This window comes from Staphylococcus sp. LKG3-1 (assembly GCF_048568385.1).
GTDB lineage: Bacteria > Bacillota > Bacilli > Staphylococcales > Staphylococcaceae > Staphylococcus > Staphylococcus saprophyticus.
Window position 1 is genome coordinate 991,513 of sequence record NZ_CP183796.1, and the last position, 19,742, is coordinate 1,011,254.

Here is a 19,742-nt window from a genome sequence, read left to right on the forward strand (position 1 = left end):
GCATTATCTCCTCTATCCCTCTATTTCATTTTGTTTCTGAACAAAAGCTTTTTCTGACCAAATTTCTGTACCAAATTTTTCTGCTTTAGCTAGTTTAGAACCAGCATCTTCACCTGCTATGACCAAATCGGTATTTTTTGTTACGCTATTGGTTACTTTTGCACCTTGTAATGCTAACCAATTGGATGCTTCATTTCTTGTCATTTGATATAACTTACCAGTTAGGACAATTGTTTTATCTTTAAAATCTGGGTGTCCTTCTAATTCTGTTGTCTTAACACCTTTATAAATCATATTAACATTTTTTGCTTTTAATTTATCAATTAATGCACGTATATCTTCATTTTCTAAATAAGTTACTACAGATTGAGCTAGCTTATGCCCCACATCATGAATATCCATTAACGCTTCTTCCGTCACATGAAACAGTTCATCTATCGTTCCATATTTTTCAGCAATCACTTGGCTAGCTTTAACGCCTAAATGTCGAATACCAAGACCAAATAATAATTGTTCTAATGAATTCGATTTAGCTTTTTCAATAGCATTGAGTAAATTATCTACTTTTTTCTCGCCCATACGGTCCAGTGGTAAAAGATCTTCTTTCGTCAAATAGAAAATATCAGCTACATCTTTTATTTTCTCATTTTCATATAACTGTTGGATTATTTTAGTTCCTAAGCCATCTATATTCATCGCTTGTCGTGAAACAAAGTGAATTAATCCTTCTACTAATTGCGCTTGGCATTTAGGGTTAATACAACGCAATGCCACTTCGCCTTCTATTCTAACTAATTCATGTTCACAACTAGGACAATGTGAAGGCATGTGATAGATTTCTGCATCATCAGGTCGTCTGTCTAATACACTTTTAATTACTTCAGGTATGATGTCGCCTGCTTTTTTAATTACAACGCTATCACCTATTCTTATATCCTTATCATGGATTAAATCTTCATTATGTAGTGAAGCGCGAGAAACGGTTGTACCTGCTACCCTAACTGGTTCAAGAACAGCTGTGGGTGTAACAACACCTGTTCTACCAATACTCAATTCAATATCTAATAATTCCGTAACCACTTCTTCAGCGGGAAATTTATATGCAATAGCCCAGCGCGGTGATTTTTGAGTGAAGCCTAATGTTTCCTGTTGTTCTAAAGCATTGACTTTAATAACAATACCATCAATATCATAAGGCAAGTTTTCACGTTGTTCTGTCCATTTGTCAATGTAAGTCATAACTTCTTCTATCGTTTGAACGCGTTGACGTTCTTGGTTTGTTTTAAAGCCTAGTTGGTCAAGTTCATCTAATGCTTCACTTTGAGTATCTGCATTAAACTGGGTAAAATCATTCACACTATATAAGAAAACGCTCAGTTTACGTTTGGCAGCTAACTTTGAATCTAATTGTCGTAATGAACCAGCTGCTGCATTTCTTGGATTAGCAAATGGCTGTTCTTCATTCGCAGCTTTCGCTTCATTTAAATTAACAAAAGACTTTCTAGGCATATACGCTTCGCCTCTGACTTCAAAAGTTCTACTTTCATTAATTTTTAATGGTATCGCGTGTATTGTCTTTAAATTTTCAGTAATGTCTTCGCCCGTGGTGCCATCCCCACGAGTTAAACCTTGAACAAATCGACCGTTCTCATATTTTAATGAAACTGCAAGTCCATCAATTTTCAATTCACACATGTACTCAACATTTCCTATATTATCACGTATACGCTGATCAAATTTTCTTAAATCTTCTTCGTTAAACGCATTACCTAAACTAAGCATAGGCGTATCATGATTCACTTTTTCGAATGTGGACTGCGCACTACCACCTACTCTAACTGTAGGTGAATCCGCAGTACGATATTCTGGATGTTGCGTTTCTATATCTATCAATTCATGGAGTAATTTATCATACTCACTATCAGGTACTGATGGATTATCTTTCACATAGTACTCATAGCTATATTGATTTAATAATCTATGCAACTCATCTACACGCGATTGTATATCAGCCACTTGTTACTCCCCCTTTTTTTCAATAGGTGCAAATTGTGCTAGCAAGCGTTTTGGTCCTTCAGATTTAAAGATAATATCTAATTCGACAGAACCATTTTTTTCTTTTACATTACTTACCATGCCTTCGCCCCATGACTTATGCATTACTTTATCACCAACATTCCAATTGGTAGCTGATTGCTTTTGTTTTGTTGCAGTAGCACGTTGGCTATGCGCTCGTTTAGCAGGTTGTTTGGTAGCATTCTGGAAACGATTGCTCGTTGCCTGTGCTTGAGATTTTGATTTACCTTTAGATTCAATTTCCAATAAATCTTCAGGAATTTCTCTTAAAAATCTCGAAGGCATATTGGATTGAGGACGACCAAATAACATTCTAGATGTTGCATGTGTTAAGTATAAGGTCTCCTCAGCACGTGTTATTGCAACGTAACAAATACGTCTTTCTTCCTGCATTTCATGTTCATCATCACTCTTAATCGCTCTGATATGTGGGAATAAAGATTCTTCCATACCCATTATAAATACAATTGGAAACTCAAGACCTTTGGCAGAGTGCATCGTCATGAGCGTAATACCATCTTCAATTTGAGCATCATCAATATCAGCAACCAGTGATAAATCAGTTAAAAAGTTAATTAGCGATTGCTCTTCTAGGGGTGTGTTTTCTTCATAATCTTTAGGTACAGACATAAATTCATCGATATTTTCTAATCTACTTCTAGATTCGAGCGTTTGTTCACGTTCTAACATGTCTCTAAAGCCTGTCTTAGTCAATACTTCTTCTACAATCTCTGTAATTTCAAGAAATTCTTGTTGTTTAATTAAATTTTGCATAACATCATAAAAACTAATACATTCTTGCGTCACTTTTTTAGATAGTCCTATAAAATCAACCTCTGCTAATGCATCAAACATACTTAAATCATTTTGTGCCGCATATGCTTGAATTTTATCTACAGATGATGGACCGATGCCGCGTTTAGGAATATTGATTACTCGACGTAAACTAATGTCATCATTACTATTTGCAATAATACGTAAGTAACTTAATAAGTCTTTAATTTCTTTTCTGTCATAGAACTTTTGACCACCAACCATAGTATACGGTAAGTTCGATTTCATAAATGTTTCTTCAAGTACACGTGATTGTGCGTTTGTACGATATAAAATGGCCATATCTTGATACTTTTTACCATTTCTTTGGTGTTTCATAATTTCACGCACGACGTATTCAGCTTCATCTCGCTCAGTCGTAGCTTCATAGTAATGAATTTTATCGCCACTCGTATTACCAGTCCATAACCCTTTCGGTTTACGTTCTGAATTATTTTTGATGACTTCATTCGCTGCATTTAATATATTTTTTGTAGAACGATAATTTTGTTCTAAGAAAATCGTTTTGGCTTCTGGATAATCTTCTTCAAAAGAAAGAATATTTTGGATATCTGCACCACGCCAACCATAAATTGATTGATCTGAATCTCCAACAACGCATAAATTTTTAAATTTAGCGGCAAGTAATTTAACTAAAGTATATTGTGCTTTATTCGTATCTTGATATTCATCGACATGAATGTATTGAAATTTATTTTGATAATAATCTAATACATCTGGTACACGTTCGAATAATCGAATCGTCACCATGATCAAATCATCAAAATCAAGTGCTTCATTTCTAGATAATTGTCTTTGATAACCTTTATAAACGGTTGCAACCATTTGTTCATGATAGTCATTTGCTTCTTTTTGTGCATCCTCAGGTGTTTTCAATTCATTTTTAAGGTTACTTATCGCCCCGATAAACATTCTAGGTTCGAATTTTTTACTATCTATATTTTCATTTTTCAGTACATCTTTAATCACTGATTTTTGGTCAGTTGGATCAATAATTGTAAAGTTACGTTCTATACCAATACGGTCTGCATCTCTTCTTAAAATCCTCACGCACATTGAGTGGAATGTAGACATCCACAATACCTGAGCTTGTTCTCCAACTAATGTTTCAACACGTGCTTTCATTTCTTTTGCTGCTTTATTAGTAAAAGTAATCGCTAAGACGTTATACGGAGACACGTCTTTTTCATCTAGCAAGTATGCGATACGATGGGTTAACACACGTGTTTTACCTGAGCCGGCACCTGCCATAATTAGTAGTGGCCCCTCTGTCGTACGTACTGCTTGACTCTGTTCATCATTCATCTTGTTTACTAATGCATTCATTAATGTGTCTCCTTTACTTTAACTGTTTTTAATGCTTTGTTTATATCTTCGTATATAATATTTCCGACAATGATTGTATCTGCAATAGAAGCCATCATTTCTGCTTCTTCGTAGTTACTAATACCGCCACCATAAAATAATTGTGTTTCCGTTAACATGTCTGCTGCTGCCTTTACCAAGTTAGTTTCGCCATACACACCACTATACTCTATATACATAACTGGTAATTGATACATATCATTAATCATTTGTGCATAAGCTTCAATATCTTCATCATCTATCATCGTGTCAGCTTGCGTTAATTTGGCTACCTTGCAATCTGGATTAAGTACCACATATCCTTCGAACACAACTTCATTAAAATCTATCAATGTACCATATGACTTTAACGCTTCTAGTAATAAACCATTATGGTATTTTACATCTCTACTGTTTAAAACAGTTGGAATAAAATATAAGTCAAAGCCAGGTACAACACTTTCAAGATTAGATAATTCAAGTACTATTGGTAATGAATAACATTTAACTTTATGCATTAAGTGCGCAACATTTTCTTCAGTGATGTCATCCGTTCCACCAATCATAATTGCGTCCGTATCTGATGTACAAATTTTCATTAAATCTTCGTCACTGATGGGCTTTGCGGGGTCCAATTTAAAAATATGTCTCCACTTATTCATGTCAGTCATGATATGTTTCTCCTTCTTTTAGCATACATATGATTATATCATTTTTATGTCTCGAGTTCTAAAATACTGAAGAAAAAATCACCCCAAATTTCTGAGGTGATTTTGCATCATCTTGATATTACTTATTAAGATGGTAATAGCTTTCTAAATTTGTATTTTTCTCATTGATTGTTTTTGCCAATTGAGGTCCTACATACCTTAAATGCCATGGTTCATAAGCATAGCCAGTTTGTTTTGATTGGTTCTTAGGATACCTAATAATAAAACCATAATTGGCTGCATGTTTAGCTAACCATTGTGCTTCTTTAGTTTTTTCAAAATCTGTATGAAAATCATTTAATGGTTGGCTTGTTCCTACATCAAATGCTAAACCTGTTTGGTGTTCAGAATGTCCAGGTTTAGCAGCATATTTAGTTGTCTTTTGCTTACCATCCTTCTCAACAAAAGTATCTACCACTTTTTCTTGATTCTCAAAATTTCTATATCCACTTGTCATGGTCAAATCTAAATTTCTTTTTTCTGCTTGCTTCAATAATTTGTTTAGTTGCTTTTTAGCTATTTTATTTTCGCCTGGTTTATATTTCGCCGGAAGTGCAAGTTGTTTATTCACAATGACATGACCATTGACATAAGTTACACCATTGTTTTCATATTTGAGTGGTAAGGCATTCTTGGGTTTACCAATATTGTCATTAGTTGGTTTAAAATTATTAGCTGATAGAATCATAATAAAAATAACAATAAGACATAAACATACTAAAGTGAACAGAAAAAGCATCACTTTTTTTGACATAGCTCTCTTCCTTTCATTCTATAAAAACCATCGCCTATTTTAAAATGGAATTCCATTTTCATAAATGTCTGCTACATATTTCATTACCCTTCTTCAATGTTATAAACCGCAAAAATAATACAAAATGCCAGACAATCACATCGTTATAATATCTCATATTTTAAAATCAAATCCATCATTGTATAAAAAAATGACGACTTTGGTTACTATACCTAGTCGTCATTTGATAAAATTTATGGTTTAAATCATTAATCGGCCGTTTCTATATTCATACGATCAAGAATCATCGTGTAAGCATCATTACCCCATTGTAGTGATCTCTTCACACGAGAAATTGTGGCTGTTGATGCACCTGATTCTTGTTCGATGGTTGCATATGTGTAACCTTGTTTAATCATTTTTGCAACTTGTAATCGTTGTGATAATGATTGGATTTCGTTCACTGTACATAAATCATCAAAGAATTCATAACACTCTTCTCTATTTTCAAGTGTCAATATTGCATCGAACAGTTCATCTAATGCTTTTCCTCTAAGTTTTTCTATTTGCATTTAAAACAACCCCTGTATTTTTCAATATAATCTTATTTTAACGTATTAGTACATTAAAGTGTAACGATTTCACTTGAAAAATTTTATTATTCTAAACCAGCTCTTTGGAAAATTGTATCCACTTGATTTAGATGATGCTTTGGATTGAAACACTCATCTAAATCTTCTTTTGTTAGTAAGTCTGTAATTGTTGCATCTTCTTCAATTAAAGTTCTAAATGGTGTTTTTGTTTCCCAAGATTCCATAGCCTTTGGTTGTACTTTATCATATGCAGCTTCACGTGCCAAACCTTTGTTAATCAATGCTAATAATACGCGTTGAGAGTATATTAAACCAAATGTTTTATCTATATTCGCTAACATATTATCTTCAAAGACAGTTAGTCTTTCTACAATATTTGTAAACCTGTTCAATCCATAATCTAATGCAATGGTTACATCTGGTAACATAATTCGTTCTGCAGATGAATGAGAAATATCTCTTTCATGCCATAATGGCACGTTTTCATATGCTGTTGTAACGTATCCTCTGATTACACGTGCAATACCAGTGATATTTTCTGAACCAATCGGATTACGTTTATGTGGCATGGCAGATGAACCTTTTTGACCTTTTGCAAATGCTTCTTCTACTTCACGTGTTTCTGTTTTTTGTAAATTACGAATTTCTACAGCAAATTTTTCCATTGAAGTGCTAATTAAAGCTAATGTTGCAACATAATATGCGTGACGATCACGTTGTAGTGTCTGCGTAGACACTGGTGCGGCATCTAATCCTAAATGCTCACACACATAGGCTTCAATTTCTGGAGGAATGTTCGCAAATGTACCAACTGCCCCGCTCATTTTACCAACTTCAATCTCTTTTCTTACTTGTTTAAAACGTTCTAAATTACGTTTCATTTCTGTATACCATAAGGCCATTTTCACACCGAAAGTAGTTGGTTCAGCATGAACACCGTGTGTACGTCCCATCATCAAAGTATATTTATAGTCTTTCGCTTTTTGTGCTAATACATCAATAAAACGTTCCAAGTCTTTTTCAATAATTTCATTTGCTTGTTTGATGACGTAACTTAATGCAGTATCAACTACATCTGTTGAAGTTAAACCATAATGGACCCACTTGCGCTCTTCACCTAATGTTTCAGAAACTTGTCTTGTAAACGCAACTACATCATGACGTGTTTCTTGTTCAATTTCTTGTGCGCGAGCGACGTCTACTTTAGCATTTTCACGTATTTTCTTAACATCTTCAGCTGGAATATCACCTAATTTGCTCCATGCTTCACATGCAAGTATCTCTACCTCTAACCATGCCTCATAGCGATTTTGATCCGTCCAAATATTAGACATTTCTTCTCTAGAATAACGTTCAATCATTGAAATAAGCTCCTATCATACATAAATTTAGTTTGATTCCATTAAAACATGTACATTAATAAATAATTCAGACTAAAAGTTCGTGTTTACCTTTTCAGTAATAGTTTAACAGAATTATATTAAAAAGTATAAGGCTTTTAAGTCATCTTTATAAAATATTTACACATTCCAAAAATAACCGCTACGGATACGATGATCCATAACGGTTCATAAATTATTGCTCTATCATTTTTCCTACAAATTCAATTTCTTGCTTCAATACTTCTAAACTGCCATCTTTATTCTCTTTATAAATTGGCTTTTCGAACCGTTTGACCGGCGCATACCCCGCTTCACGCATACGTTGTAAGCAATCTTGAATCGTCTCGTTATCTGCGACTTTAAATTTTTGCTGTTTTTTCATATACTTTCAACTTCATCCGTATCGTATTGCTTAAGTTTTTTACTTCTAACACCTTTCGCCCAGAAACCACCGTGTATTTGACGTGGTTCATATGCCACAATAAATGCTTTTTCATCGATTTGCTTAATGGTATCTATTAATTTAAATTCAAAACGTCTTGGCGTTAAAATTTGTAATATTAAGCGTTTGCCATCTCGACCATATGCTGTATTGTGGGTTACACCATAACCTAAATCTCTTAATTGTCTTGGTAAGTCTAACTCATATTCTGATGATGTCACATTTACAACAGTGTAGCCAAGCGCAAGTTTTTCTTCTATCTTCATGCCTACTATGATACCAATTGAAAATCCAAAAGCGTATGCGAACACATTTTGAATTTGATCTAAACTAGACATGACCATACCTAATCCAACAACATATACAAGTACTTCTAAGAAACTGACAATGGCAGCTACATAGCGATATCCTTTAAGTGTTAAGATTGTTCTCATTGTAAGACACGTCACATAAGCAACGTTTATAATAAAAATTGCTAAAACCATTAACCATGGATTAGATGTTATTACTGACATGACCATTTTCCTTTCTCTTACATTAAATTCAAGTAATTTTATCAACTACGATTTCGTTTGTCACTAAAAAGTTATCGGAATTAAATTAATTTTTAGGCCATGTGTATCTTGTATAAGCTAATTCTCGTTTATGCGCATTTTTTATATAATGATTTTCTATTATTTCTTTAGATTCACTTGGTACAGATTTGCCTTCTAGATAATCATCAATATCATCATAACTTACACCCAATGCTTCTTCATCAGGCAATTGTGGTTTGTCATCTTCCAAATCAGCGGTTGGCGTTTTTTCATACAAATGCTTAGGCGCTTCTAAATACGCTAAGAGCTGTTTCCCCTGGCGCTTATTCAAACCAAATAAAGGTGCAATGTCTGCAGCCCCATCACCATATTTTGTGTAAAAGCCTGTGACATTTTCAGCGGAATGATCCGTACCAACGACAATCCCTTTTTGGTTAGAAGCAATAGAAAATTGAACTTTCATCCGTTCTCTTGCTTTTTCATTGCCTTTTTGAAAATCTGTTAGATTCACACCAGCTTCTTTCAACGACTGAATACTTTGATCCACAGCTGGTTTAATATTTACAGTTATAATTTTGTCTGGTTGGATATAAGTTAATGCATCTTCTACTTCTGCAGCATCTTTTTGCTCACCATAAGGGAGTTTAACAGCTATAAATTCACAATCATTGCCGTCCTCTTTTAGTTCGTTTACTGCTAATTGACATAATTTACCTGCTAAAGTTGAATCTTGACCACCAGAAATACCTAGTGTTAAAGATTTAATAAACGAATGCGATTGAACATAGTTTTTTATAAATTGGATAATATGTCGTGTTTCACTTTTACTTTCAATCGATGGTTTCACTTTCATTTCTTTCACAACTATATCTTGTAAATTACTCATTTTCTTCCTCCATCTCTTTAACATGTTCTGCAACTTCAAAGATACGTTTGTGTTTATTTTCCCAACATAACGTACTTAAATCAACCGGATATTCCTGTGGGTTTAAGTGACGTTTATTCTCGTCCCATAAATATGCGAGACTATCTTTCAAATAGGCTTGTGCTTCATTTTCATTTGGTAAATCATATACAAGTTCTCCATCTATGAAGATGTCATGATGTAAGTCTTTAGCAATAAATGATTTTATGAATTTCATTTTATATGTGTGTACTGGGTGGAATAATTTCAAAGGCGATTCATCGTATGGATCTTCATGTTCTAAAGTAATGTAATCTCCTTCTGCCTTATTCGTTTTTTTATTTATTATGCGATACACCTTTTTCTTACCTGGTGTCGTTACTTTTTCTGCATTATTTGATAACTTAATGCGGTCAACGTATGATCCATCACTGTCTTCTACAGCAACGAGTTTATAAACAGCACCTAATGCTGGTTGATCGTAACCCGTGATTAATTTAGTTCCTACACCCCAAGAGTCTACTCTAGCGCCCTGTGATTTTAAACTCGTAATCGTTTGTTCATCTAAGTCATTAGATGCAATAATTTTTGCATCAGTAAATCCTGCTTCGTCTAACATACGTCGTGCTTCTTTTGAGAGGTAGGCAATATCACCTGAATCTAGTCGAATACCAACAAAATTAATCTTATCGCCTAATTCTTTAGCAACTTTAATCGCTGTTGGCACACCAGATTTTAATGTATGGAAGGTATCTACTAGAAACACACAATCTTGATGTCTCTCAGCATACTTTTTGAATGCTATGTATTCATCACCATATGTTTGAACCATCGTATGCGCATGCGTCCCTGAAACAGGTATCCCAAATAACTTACCAGCGCGTACATTACTAGTTGAGTTAAAGCCTCCTATATATGCAGCTCTAGCTCCCCACAATGCTGCATCTGCTTCTTGCGCTCGGCGCGTACCAAATTCCATTAACATATCATCATGTGCAACTTGTCTAATTCTGCTTGCTTTTGTCGTAATTAATGTATGAAAATTAACAATATTTAAAAGCATTGTTTCTATCAATTGAGCTTGGATGAGTGGTGCTTCTACTCTAAGCAATGGCTCATTTCCAAAGCAAAGTTCTCCTTCTTGCATTGAACGTATGCTTCCAGTAAAACTCAAGTTTTTCAAATAATTTAAGAAGTCGTCTTGATACCCTATTGATTTTAAATATTCAATATCTGACTTTGAAAAATGAAAATTATTAATATATTCGATAACACGTTTTAATCCATTAAACACTGCATACCCACTATCGAATGGCATACTTCTAAAATATAGATCAAACACTGCCATACGCTCATGGATCCCATCATCCCAATAACTTTCTGCCATATTTATTTGATATAAATCATTATGCAACACTAATGTATCATCTTCATATTGGTACACAACCATCTCTCCAATCAGCTTTTCCATCATTTTAGCATAAATGAAGTATTGTTAGCACTTTAAACAGGACTGATTTACGAATTCAAAATAGAAGTAAAGATATCAGTTATTTATTTAAAATTTGTTTAAAATGTGACATGGTTAACGACAAAGTCATGACAGTTATATGTTTTATCATTTTATAAATTTAAAAATGATATATAATATTTATGAGGTGTTTTTAATGCTAAATGAAGCTAAGTCTTTTATAGAAACCATGTATAATGAATTAAATTATGATAAAAATAAAATAACAGAACGAATTGCTGAAATTGAGTCAGCTATCCTTTCTACTGGCACTTATGAGCATACATTTGAAGAATTGAATTATGGAGCCAAAATGGCATGGAGAAATTCCAATCGTTGTATCGGACGATTTTTTTGGGATTCTTTAACTGTGTCTGATGCAAGACACATACAAAGTGAAGATGAATTTATAGAAGCAATTGAAAACCATATTGACATTGCGACTAATAATGGAAGAATCAAACCTTACATCACAATTTTCTCAAAAGATAACCCCCCGCAAATTTATAACAATCAATTAATTAGATACGCAGGGTACGAAACATGTGGAGATCCAGCTGAGAAAAAGATTACCAAATTAGCACAACATCTTGGATGGCAAGGTCAGTATACACATTTTGATATTTTGCCCTTAATTTACAAAATGCCGAATAGCAAAATAAAATATCATGAATACCCTAAAAATTTAATTAAAGAAGTATCTATTACACATGACAGATTCCCCAAACTGCAACAACTCGGTTTAAAATGGTATGCCGTCCCTATTATTTCAAGTATGGATTTAAAAATTGGTGGCATCACTTATCCTACTGCGCCATTTAACGGTTGGTATATGGTAAATGAAATTGCCGTTCGTAATTTTACTGATGTCTATCGCTATAATTTGTTAGAAAGTGTTGCAGAAGCATTTGAATTTGATACACTTAAAAATAATTCTTTCAATAAAGATCGTGCATTGGTTGAATTAAACGATGCTGTGTATCATTCTTTTAAAAATGCTGGCGTCTCTATCGTCGATCATTTAACAGCATCTAAACAATTTGAAAGATTCGAAATGAATGAAACGAAACACGATAGAGAAGTTACTGGTAAATGGTCTTGGTTAGCACCCTCTTTGTCTCCCACATTGGTGCCCAATTATCATCACGGATACAAAAATGTGATGAAAGAACCTAATTTCTTTTATAAAAAAACCGAAGACTCAGGTTGTCCATTCCATTAAATGATTCACTATATTTAGATAAACAAGGGGTTACATTACATGAAACTTTATTATTTAGGACCAAAGGGCACATTTTCTTATTTAGCTGCGACACAATATAAATCAGAATCAGAAATTGAATTTGTTCCAAAATCTAATTTATACGAAGTCGTCGCATCTGTTTCAGAAGATAGTCAAAGTATTGCTGTTGTGCCTATAGAAAATTCAATAGAAGGTACGATTAATATCGTAGCCGACGCATTAACACAACAGAATATATATACACAAGGTGAACTTCATTTAGATATACAATTTGCTTTATATGGTTCAGAAAACGCAACCGTAAATGATATTTCAACAGTATACTCAATTGGGCCTGCTATTAGTCAAACCAGCCAATATATACAAGCGCATGGATTTGATATTGCTTATGTAGACAGTACAATTAAAAGTTTAGATAAAATTTCACAAAATGTTGGTGCAATCGCACCTTTAGGTAGCGGTGAAGCTTATGGCTATACATCAATTGCACAAAACATTGAAGATTATCCACATAACGTCACTCGTTTCCTAGTCGTCAGTAATCAACCAAAACACATCGAACAAGCAACCGACACGATGTTATTAATTACACCGAAATTTGATAAACCAGGTCTATTAGCCAGTATATTAAATACGTTTGTATTATTTAATATTAACTTGTCTTGGATTGAATCTCGTCCATTAAAAACGCAATTAGGTATGTATCACTTTTTCGTTCAAGCAGACACACCTATTTCCGAAGACCTTTCAAAAGTGATAAAGATACTTAATACTTTAGACTTTCAAGTCACGATTATAGGTACCTTTAATAAACTCAATTAATTCTTGCTAGTAACTGTCCCATACAACTGTTTAGATGTTTTCATAGCAAAACTTCATCTTGTTATCATGTTGAATATGAAAAGAAGCGTTTGTAACAAAGTTTTGTTACAAACGCTTCTTTTATTTCAATGGCAATGGTTGTGTAACATCTATACCTAAAACAGGTGGCACTAAGAAGTATACAACCAACACGATTACGACAATACTTAATAAATTCACCCAAAAACCAACCGATGCCATTTTTTTGATACTGATTTTGCCAGTGCCAAATACAATGGCATTCGGAGGCGTTCCTACTGGTAACATATATGCACAATTTGCTGCCATAGCAGCAGGAACCATGAGTAACAATGGGTGCACATTAACTGCGACAGATAATGTGGCTAAGATCGGTAATATCATTGTAGCTGTAGCTGTATTGGATGTGATTTCAGTTAAGAATAAGACAAAAATTGTAATTACAAGCACAATAACCAATGGGCTGACACCTTCAATTAACTTTAATTGTTCTCCTAGCCAATTCGCTAAACCACTTTCTGAGATACCTTTTGCTAGTGCTAAACCGCCACCAAACAAAATTAATACTCCCCATGGTAAATCCTTAGCTACTTCCCAGTCTATAATACGTTTATGCTTTTCTTTATTTTTAGCAGGAATTAAGAATAATAAGACAGATATAAACATGGCAATCGTCCCATCAGCAACTTCTGAAGTGAATGTCCAATGCTTTAATAAAAATTCTCGTGTTATCCATAAAAAACTAGCAAGTAAAAATACAATCAATACTACTTTCTCTTCATATTTCATTTTTCCAAGTTCACTTAATTTTTTTCTAATTAAATCTTGCCCACCTGGCAATGTTTTCATATCATGTTTAAACGCAATGTAACGAATATATATCCAAACTAAAAACAGTAAGACGATGACTGTTGGTACACCAATAATCATCCATTTTGCAAAGCTAATTTCTTCACCAAAAGCTGATTGATATTGCCCCTTTAATATAATTAATGGCGGTGTTCCAATTAATGTACCTAAACCACCAATCGTACCTGCATAACCTATCGCTAAGACTAATGCTTGCTCAAATTTAGAAATACTTTCAGGTTTTGTATCTCCGTTTTTCAATTCATTTGCTTCTTTAATAATTGCTAAACCAATAGGTATCATAATCATAACCGCTGCAGTGTTCGAAACAAACATGGATAAAAAACCGGTTGCTATCATAAAGCCTAATAATATGCTTCCTGTACTCGTACCTAATGTATTAATGATTCGGAGCGCTACCCGAGTATGTAGATTCCACCTTTCCATTGCAATAGCTAGAATAAAGCCCCCTAAAAATAAGAAAATAATGTCATTACCATATTGAGCAGATACTTCTTCTGGATTGAGCACATGACCAACTGGAAGTAATATCAAAGGTAATAAACTTGTAGCAGCAATTGGAATCGCTTCGGTAATCCACCAAGTGGCAATCCATAATGTGATAGCTAAGACAAATACACCTTTATCAGATAAATTGTCAGGTTGAAATAACAACAATGTTAGTACAAAGAGCAAAGGACCTAAAATTAACCCTACTAATTGACCAACATTATAAGATTTATTCTCTTTTTTATTTGAGAAAAACATCAAATACTGCGACCTTCTCATATCCCCTTTATTTAAATTATTCATCAAGCTCCCCCTTTAAATTATTATCAGAATATTCGTAATAATTTATTAGAGTATAACATAATATATTTCAAATTGGTTTATAATTTTAAATCGTTTACATCACCATTATTTATTATTCAATTTACAAATGATAATCAGTCTATATTTACTTTTTTGAATCTGATATCGGCTTCGTTAGATATGTAAAGATGTTTGATATCCTTTAAATACACGCTTTGTGACTCATGATCAAATTCATTTTTTGCTATAACGATATTTTCATGTTTGATATTATTATAACTTTGAATACGTATAGCTTCTTTACGCATTTCACCTATAAATTGATTTTGGAAAATATTTAAATTGTTTCCTGCTTGTGTCCCCCTTTCATTACCTTTCATATCTTTCGCATTTTTCCCATCTTTTACAGCTAAAAAGCGTATACCGCCCTCACAATTTTTAAAAACATTATGGTGAATATACGTATTTTTATTTTTCAATGGTGTGAGTGCATATTGTTTCATATTTTCAAAAACATTATAGCGAATATGAATATTGTCATAGTATTTATGATAACGGCTTGCATGAGAACCAATTGCTCGGTTCCAAGGTTGCATACCGGGTGTTTCTGAATTACCAAAATAGCAATTTTCTATTATGACATTCTTCGTAATTGTCCCATCAGTTGCACCAAATTTTGGAAAAGCACCTGAAACTTGTATATCTAACTGCACCGCTTCAGAAAAAAATCTTGTGCCATCCGGATCATTGAAACCTAAGAACTTGCATTGATTGATGTACAAACCGTTCACTCCACATGCATCCAAACAATGTCCTCCAACCACATCTTTAAAAGTAACATCTACAATTTGAACGTCACATGCATGTCCCATGCACATCGTCGTATTATTATAAGGGTAGTCGTACCCATTCATATCAAACGTGCCACCTGCTATATGAATATAACTATTTCCGTTATAACCATAATACGATTTAAAACGACGTCCGTTTTTCAATAATGTATCTTTACCGCATCTTTTTAAAATTGCTTTATCATCTAAAAGTAATGTTGTTGCCTCATATATCACAAGCGGCTTGCGAATATGATATTCTCCTTGAGGCACATATATCGTTGTTCCTTTATTTTTCTTTGCATAATTAAGTGCTTTTTGCATTGCACGTGTATCTGCCCATTTGTGTTCCCCTTTTAAACCAAATTGTTTTGCATTAATAATCATAGGCCAGTTCCTTTCATCGTTATTACTTAATAATTAACATAAATATGTTTTTTAAACGCGTTTACTATATCTTTAATGATTTATCATCTTAGTATATAATTACTATTATATTTAATATTGGGAGTGTAACCATAATATGAAAAAAAGTGCGTTAATTGTAGTAGACTATTCAAATGATTTTGTAGCTGAAAATGGAAAATTAACTTGTGGACTTCCAGGTCAACAAATTGAAAGCTACATAGTGGAAAGAATCGAAGTTTATAACAAAAAGCAATCTGATATCTTTTTTATGATGGATTTGCATTATGAAGAAAATAAATATCATCCTGAAAGTAAGTTGTTTCCACCACATAATATCATCGGTACATTTGGTCGTGAACTTTATGGTAAAGTAAATGATATTTATCAAAATATTTTATTTAACGATCATATCCACTATTTAGATAAAACACGTTATGATTCATTTTGCGGTACACCTTTAGACTTAATGTTGCGTGAGCGAAATATTAATCATTTAGAAATCGTTGGCGTTTGTACGGATATTTGTGTACTCCATACTGCAATCAGCGCATACAACTTAGGATATGGTATTTCCATTTCACATAGAGGTGTCGCTTCCTTTAATCCTTCAGGTCACGAGTGGGCATTAGGTCATTTTAAAAATTCACTAGGTGCTGAAGTAGAATAACAATGCGAAATCATGCTAGAATAACATTAACTACTTAAAATAAGGAGAATTTAGATATGGCAAAAACTTATATTTTCGGACATAAAAATCCAGATACAGATGCAATTTCATCTGCTATTATCATGGCAGATTTTGAACAACAAACAGGTAATGCTGAGGCTACTGCATACCGTTTAGGCGAAGTAGGCCCTGAAACACAATATGCTTTAGATCATTTTAATGTAACTGCACCAGAGTTACTAAATGATGATTTAGCCGATCAAAATGTCATTTTAGTTGACCATAATGAATTCCAACAAAGTGCTGATTCAATTGCTGATGCAGCTGTTCAACACGTTGTCGATCATCACAGAATAGCTAACTTTGAAACTGCAGCACCTTTATATTACCGTGCTGAACCAGTTGGCTGTACTGCAACAATTTTATACAAAATGTATAAAGAACGTGGATTTGAAATCAAACCTGAAATTGCTGGTTTAATGATATCTGCAATTATTTCAGATAGTCTATTATTCAAATCACCTACTTGTACTGAGCAAGATGTACAAGCTGCAGAAGCATTAAAATCAATTGCTAATGTTGATTTAGAATCATATGGCTTAGAAATGTTAAAAGCTGGTGCTTCTACAAAAGATAAATCTGTTTCTGATATTTTATCTATGGACGCAAAATCATTTAATATGGGAGATTTTGTTACACGTATTGGTCAAGTAAATACAGTAGATATTGATGAAGTATTTGCACGCCAAGAAGAATTAGAAAAAGAAATGCTTGAAGTAAGCGCCAATGAAAAATATGATTTATTTGTATTAGTTGTTACTGACATTATTAATAGTGATTCTAAAATTCTTGTTGTTGGCGCCGAAAAAGATAAAGTCGGCGTTGCCTTCAATGTAACACTTGATAATAATACTGCCTTCTTACCAGGTGTCGTTTCACGTAAAAAACAAGTTGTACCACAAATTACAGAAGCATTAACGAAGTAATACATCTTTATTAACACAACACTTCGTACAATTTATTTAACATATTAAGTTTTTACAATTCATTATACTGGGACATAGTTGATATGTTCCAGTTTTTTATCAATATAAGTATATTGGACACCCATTCGTACTAGGAGGAATACATTTGAATTCAATAGAACAAACTTTCCATAATAGTAAACAATATTTTAATACACATGCGACCAAGGAGCTTAAATTCAGAAAAAAACAACTAAAGCTCCTAAGCAAAAGTATTAAAAATCATGAAGATGCATTATTAAATGCTTTTCAAGAAGATTTAGGTAAAAACAAAGTAGAAGCCTATGCAACAGAAATCGGCTTTACTTTAAAAAATATCAAAACGGCTCGTAAAGAATTAAAAAACTGGGCTAAAAAGAAACAGGTTAATACACCGCTTTATATGTTTCCTACCAAAAGTTATATTGTTAAAGAACCATATGGCACAGTACTAATTATTGGGCCATTTAACTATCCATTCCAATTGCTTATTGAACCGCTTATAGGTGCTATAGCTGCAGGCAATACTGTAATCATTAAACCTTCGGAATTCACGCCACATGTGTCAGCAGTTGTAAAAAATATTATTGAAGATGTGTTCGACCCTGAATACATCAGTATTTGCCAAGGTGACGCCGATACTACACAGTCACTGATTCATTTACCCTTCGATTATATCTTTTTCACCGGAAGCGAACGCGTTGGAAGAATTGTTTATCAAGCAGCAAGTACCAATTTAACACCTGTCACTTTAGAATTAGGTGGCAAATCACCTGTCATCGTAGACGAAACCGCTAATATCAAAGTCGCTAGTGAACGCATCAGTTTTGGTAAATTCACTAATGCTGGCCAAACATGTGTCGCTCCAGATTATGTTCTTGTAAACCGTAAAGTCAAAGAAGACTTGATTAAAGCTTTAAAAAATACAATAACAGAATTTTATGGTAAAGAAATACAAGCAAGTCCTGACTTTGGACGTATCGTAAATCAAACGCATTTTGACCGTTTAAACGATTTATTAGGTGTACACAAATCGGAAATTGTTTTTGGTGGCCATTCTGATTCAGCTGAAAACTATATCGGACCTACTTTATTAGATGGTATTACATTTAATGATAAAATTATGGAAGGTGAAATTTTCGGTCCTATACTACCAATTATTACTTATGACGATTTTGATGAAGCGATTGATTTAATTCATACGAAACCCAAGCCACTCAGCCTTTACCTATTCAGTGAAGATGAAAACGCAACAGAACGTGTTCTAAATGAAATTTCTTTTGGTGGCGGTGCTATCAACGATACATTGATGCAATTAGCAAATCCAAACTTACCATTCGGTGGTGTTGGTGCTTCCGGTATTGGTCAATATCACGGCAAATTTAGTTTTGACACATTCAGTCATGATAAATCTTATATATTTAAATCAACTCGATTAGAGTCAAGCCTACTCTTTCCACCTTACAAAGGAAAATTTAAGTATATTAAAACATTTTTCAATAAATAATAAACACCTTTTTATAGGCTTGGACTATAAACTGTAGCTAATGAGAGTGGAACAGAAATCTTTATTTTATAATTTCTGTTCCACTCTCATTTATGTTATATAGTCACTACTTAAGTATTGGCCTGGATGTTCTTAAGCATATTATTTTCTATTTCATGATTACTTTCCTATTTTATGTCATCGACGATTTTAAACAAACGATTCCCTTTTATCTTCTATGGTTAAGATGCTACAAATGATATAATTGAAAAGTCGTCGTTCTACTTCTGTGCTGATTTTAGCATGGAAGGAGGTGACATCATGTTCAGTACACTATTTGTAACGTTTATAGCACCTATCGTAGTAGGTGTTATTGTCACATTATTTTCTTATTGGCTGAATAATCGTGACTGACGACTGACGACGGCAGCGCCAATACACCAAAAAGAGCCCGATAGCTATTCGTAGTAGCTACCGGGCTCGGTGTTTATCATGTTAGTACACTATTTGTTAACTGCATTATAACACCATTCATAAT

At 33.6% G+C, this 19,742-nt stretch carries 18 protein-coding genes; 6 read left to right on the forward strand and 12 right to left on the reverse strand.

The features are described 5' to 3' along the window. Window positions 1-12 precede the first annotated feature (12 nt). The 10 genes from ligA to ACM595_RS04965 all read right to left on the reverse strand — a co-directional run bounded on the left by ligA (window position 13) and on the right by ACM595_RS04965 (window position 10,998). Window positions 13-2,016: an NAD-dependent DNA ligase LigA gene (gene ligA / locus ACM595_RS04920; RefSeq protein ID WP_145437481.1), complete on the reverse strand. Its 2,004-nt coding sequence runs from the start codon at window positions 2,014-2,016 to the stop codon at window positions 13-15. Between the two features lie 3 nt (window positions 2,017-2,019). Next, window positions 2,020-4,236, reverse strand: a complete 2,217-nt coding sequence (gene pcrA / locus ACM595_RS04925; protein ID WP_037538117.1) for a DNA helicase PcrA — start codon at window positions 4,234-4,236, stop codon at window positions 2,020-2,022. Next, window positions 4,236-4,925 carry a heptaprenylglyceryl phosphate synthase gene (locus tag ACM595_RS04930; protein WP_002482823.1) on the reverse strand — a complete coding sequence of 230 codons (690 nt, stop codon included), beginning with the start codon at window positions 4,923-4,925 and terminating at the stop codon, window positions 4,236-4,238. The genes pcrA and ACM595_RS04930 overlap by 1 nt, the downstream gene beginning before the upstream one ends. Window positions 4,926-5,043: 118 nt before the next feature. Beyond that, window positions 5,044-5,718 (reverse strand): M15 family metallopeptidase, encoded by a 675-nt coding sequence (locus ACM595_RS04935; RefSeq protein WP_037538114.1) that lies wholly within the window; start codon window positions 5,716-5,718, stop codon window positions 5,044-5,046. A gap of 248 nt (window positions 5,719-5,966) precedes the next feature. After that, a complete protein-coding gene (locus tag ACM595_RS04940) occupies window positions 5,967-6,269 on the reverse strand; it encodes a YerC/YecD family TrpR-related protein (RefSeq protein WP_002482821.1) in 303 nt (100 codons plus the stop codon). Window positions 6,270-6,355: 86 nt separating this feature from the next. Beyond that, window positions 6,356-7,651, reverse strand: coding sequence for an adenylosuccinate lyase (gene purB / locus ACM595_RS04945; protein ID WP_041079959.1), 1,296 nt, complete (start codon window positions 7,649-7,651; stop codon window positions 6,356-6,358). A 214-nt stretch (window positions 7,652-7,865) separates the two neighbouring features. Beyond that, window positions 7,866-8,054, reverse strand: coding sequence for an NETI motif-containing protein (locus ACM595_RS04950; RefSeq protein WP_002482819.1), 189 nt, complete (start codon window positions 8,052-8,054; stop codon window positions 7,866-7,868). Next, window positions 8,051-8,629, reverse strand: a complete 579-nt coding sequence (locus ACM595_RS04955; RefSeq protein WP_037538142.1) for a DUF2179 domain-containing protein — start codon at window positions 8,627-8,629, stop codon at window positions 8,051-8,053. The genes ACM595_RS04950 and ACM595_RS04955 overlap by 4 nt, the downstream gene beginning before the upstream one ends. Window positions 8,630-8,714: 85 nt before the next feature. After that, complete coding sequence (gene nadE / locus ACM595_RS04960; RefSeq protein ID WP_002482817.1) at window positions 8,715-9,536, reverse strand: ammonia-dependent NAD(+) synthetase; 822 nt, start codon at window positions 9,534-9,536, stop codon at window positions 8,715-8,717. Then, the gene (locus ACM595_RS04965; protein ID WP_419744489.1) at window positions 9,529-10,998 is read right to left on the reverse strand and encodes a nicotinate phosphoribosyltransferase; all 1,470 of its coding nucleotides are present in this window, start codon (window positions 10,996-10,998) and stop codon (window positions 9,529-9,531) included. The genes nadE and ACM595_RS04965 overlap by 8 nt, the downstream gene beginning before the upstream one ends. A 223-nt stretch (window positions 10,999-11,221) precedes the next feature. Here ACM595_RS04965 and ACM595_RS04970 point away from each other — a divergent pair, with 223 nt between their 5' ends. After that, window positions 11,222-12,286: a nitric oxide synthase oxygenase gene (locus ACM595_RS04970; RefSeq protein WP_011302756.1), complete on the forward strand. Its 1,065-nt coding sequence runs from the start codon at window positions 11,222-11,224 to the stop codon at window positions 12,284-12,286. A gap of 39 nt (window positions 12,287-12,325) precedes the next feature. Then, on the forward strand, window positions 12,326-13,129 hold the full coding sequence (locus ACM595_RS04975; protein ID WP_002482814.1) for a prephenate dehydratase: 804 nt from the start codon (window positions 12,326-12,328) through the stop codon (window positions 13,127-13,129). Between the two features lie 120 nt (window positions 13,130-13,249). On the opposite strand, the gene ACM595_RS04980 is transcribed toward ACM595_RS04975, so the two are convergent. After that, the gene (locus ACM595_RS04980) at window positions 13,250-14,809 is read right to left on the reverse strand and encodes an SLC13 family permease (RefSeq protein ID WP_041079958.1); all 1,560 of its coding nucleotides are present in this window, start codon (window positions 14,807-14,809) and stop codon (window positions 13,250-13,252) included. 134 nt (window positions 14,810-14,943) lie between these two features. After that, on the reverse strand, window positions 14,944-16,026 hold the full coding sequence (locus ACM595_RS04985) for a glycosyl hydrolase family 28-related protein (RefSeq protein WP_075340058.1): 1,083 nt from the start codon (window positions 16,024-16,026) through the stop codon (window positions 14,944-14,946). 136 nt (window positions 16,027-16,162) lie between these two features. Here ACM595_RS04985 and ACM595_RS04990 point away from each other — a divergent pair, with 136 nt between their 5' ends. The 4 genes from ACM595_RS04990 (at window position 16,163) to ACM595_RS05005 (ending at window position 19,618) form a co-directional block, all read left to right on the forward strand. Then, window positions 16,163-16,714 (forward strand): cysteine hydrolase family protein, encoded by a 552-nt coding sequence (locus tag ACM595_RS04990; RefSeq protein ID WP_075340057.1) that lies wholly within the window; start codon window positions 16,163-16,165, stop codon window positions 16,712-16,714. A gap of 56 nt (window positions 16,715-16,770) precedes the next feature. Further along, window positions 16,771-17,700, forward strand: coding sequence for a manganese-dependent inorganic pyrophosphatase (locus ACM595_RS04995; protein WP_011302751.1), 930 nt, complete (start codon window positions 16,771-16,773; stop codon window positions 17,698-17,700). A 145-nt stretch (window positions 17,701-17,845) separates the two neighbouring features. Then, complete coding sequence (locus ACM595_RS05000) at window positions 17,846-19,225, forward strand: aldehyde dehydrogenase (protein ID WP_419744456.1); 1,380 nt, start codon at window positions 17,846-17,848, stop codon at window positions 19,223-19,225. A 300-nt stretch (window positions 19,226-19,525) separates the two neighbouring features. Beyond that, window positions 19,526-19,618: a type I toxin-antitoxin system Fst family toxin gene (locus tag ACM595_RS05005; protein ID WP_075340056.1), complete on the forward strand. Its 93-nt coding sequence runs from the start codon at window positions 19,526-19,528 to the stop codon at window positions 19,616-19,618. Window positions 19,619-19,742: the final 124 nt, after the last annotated feature.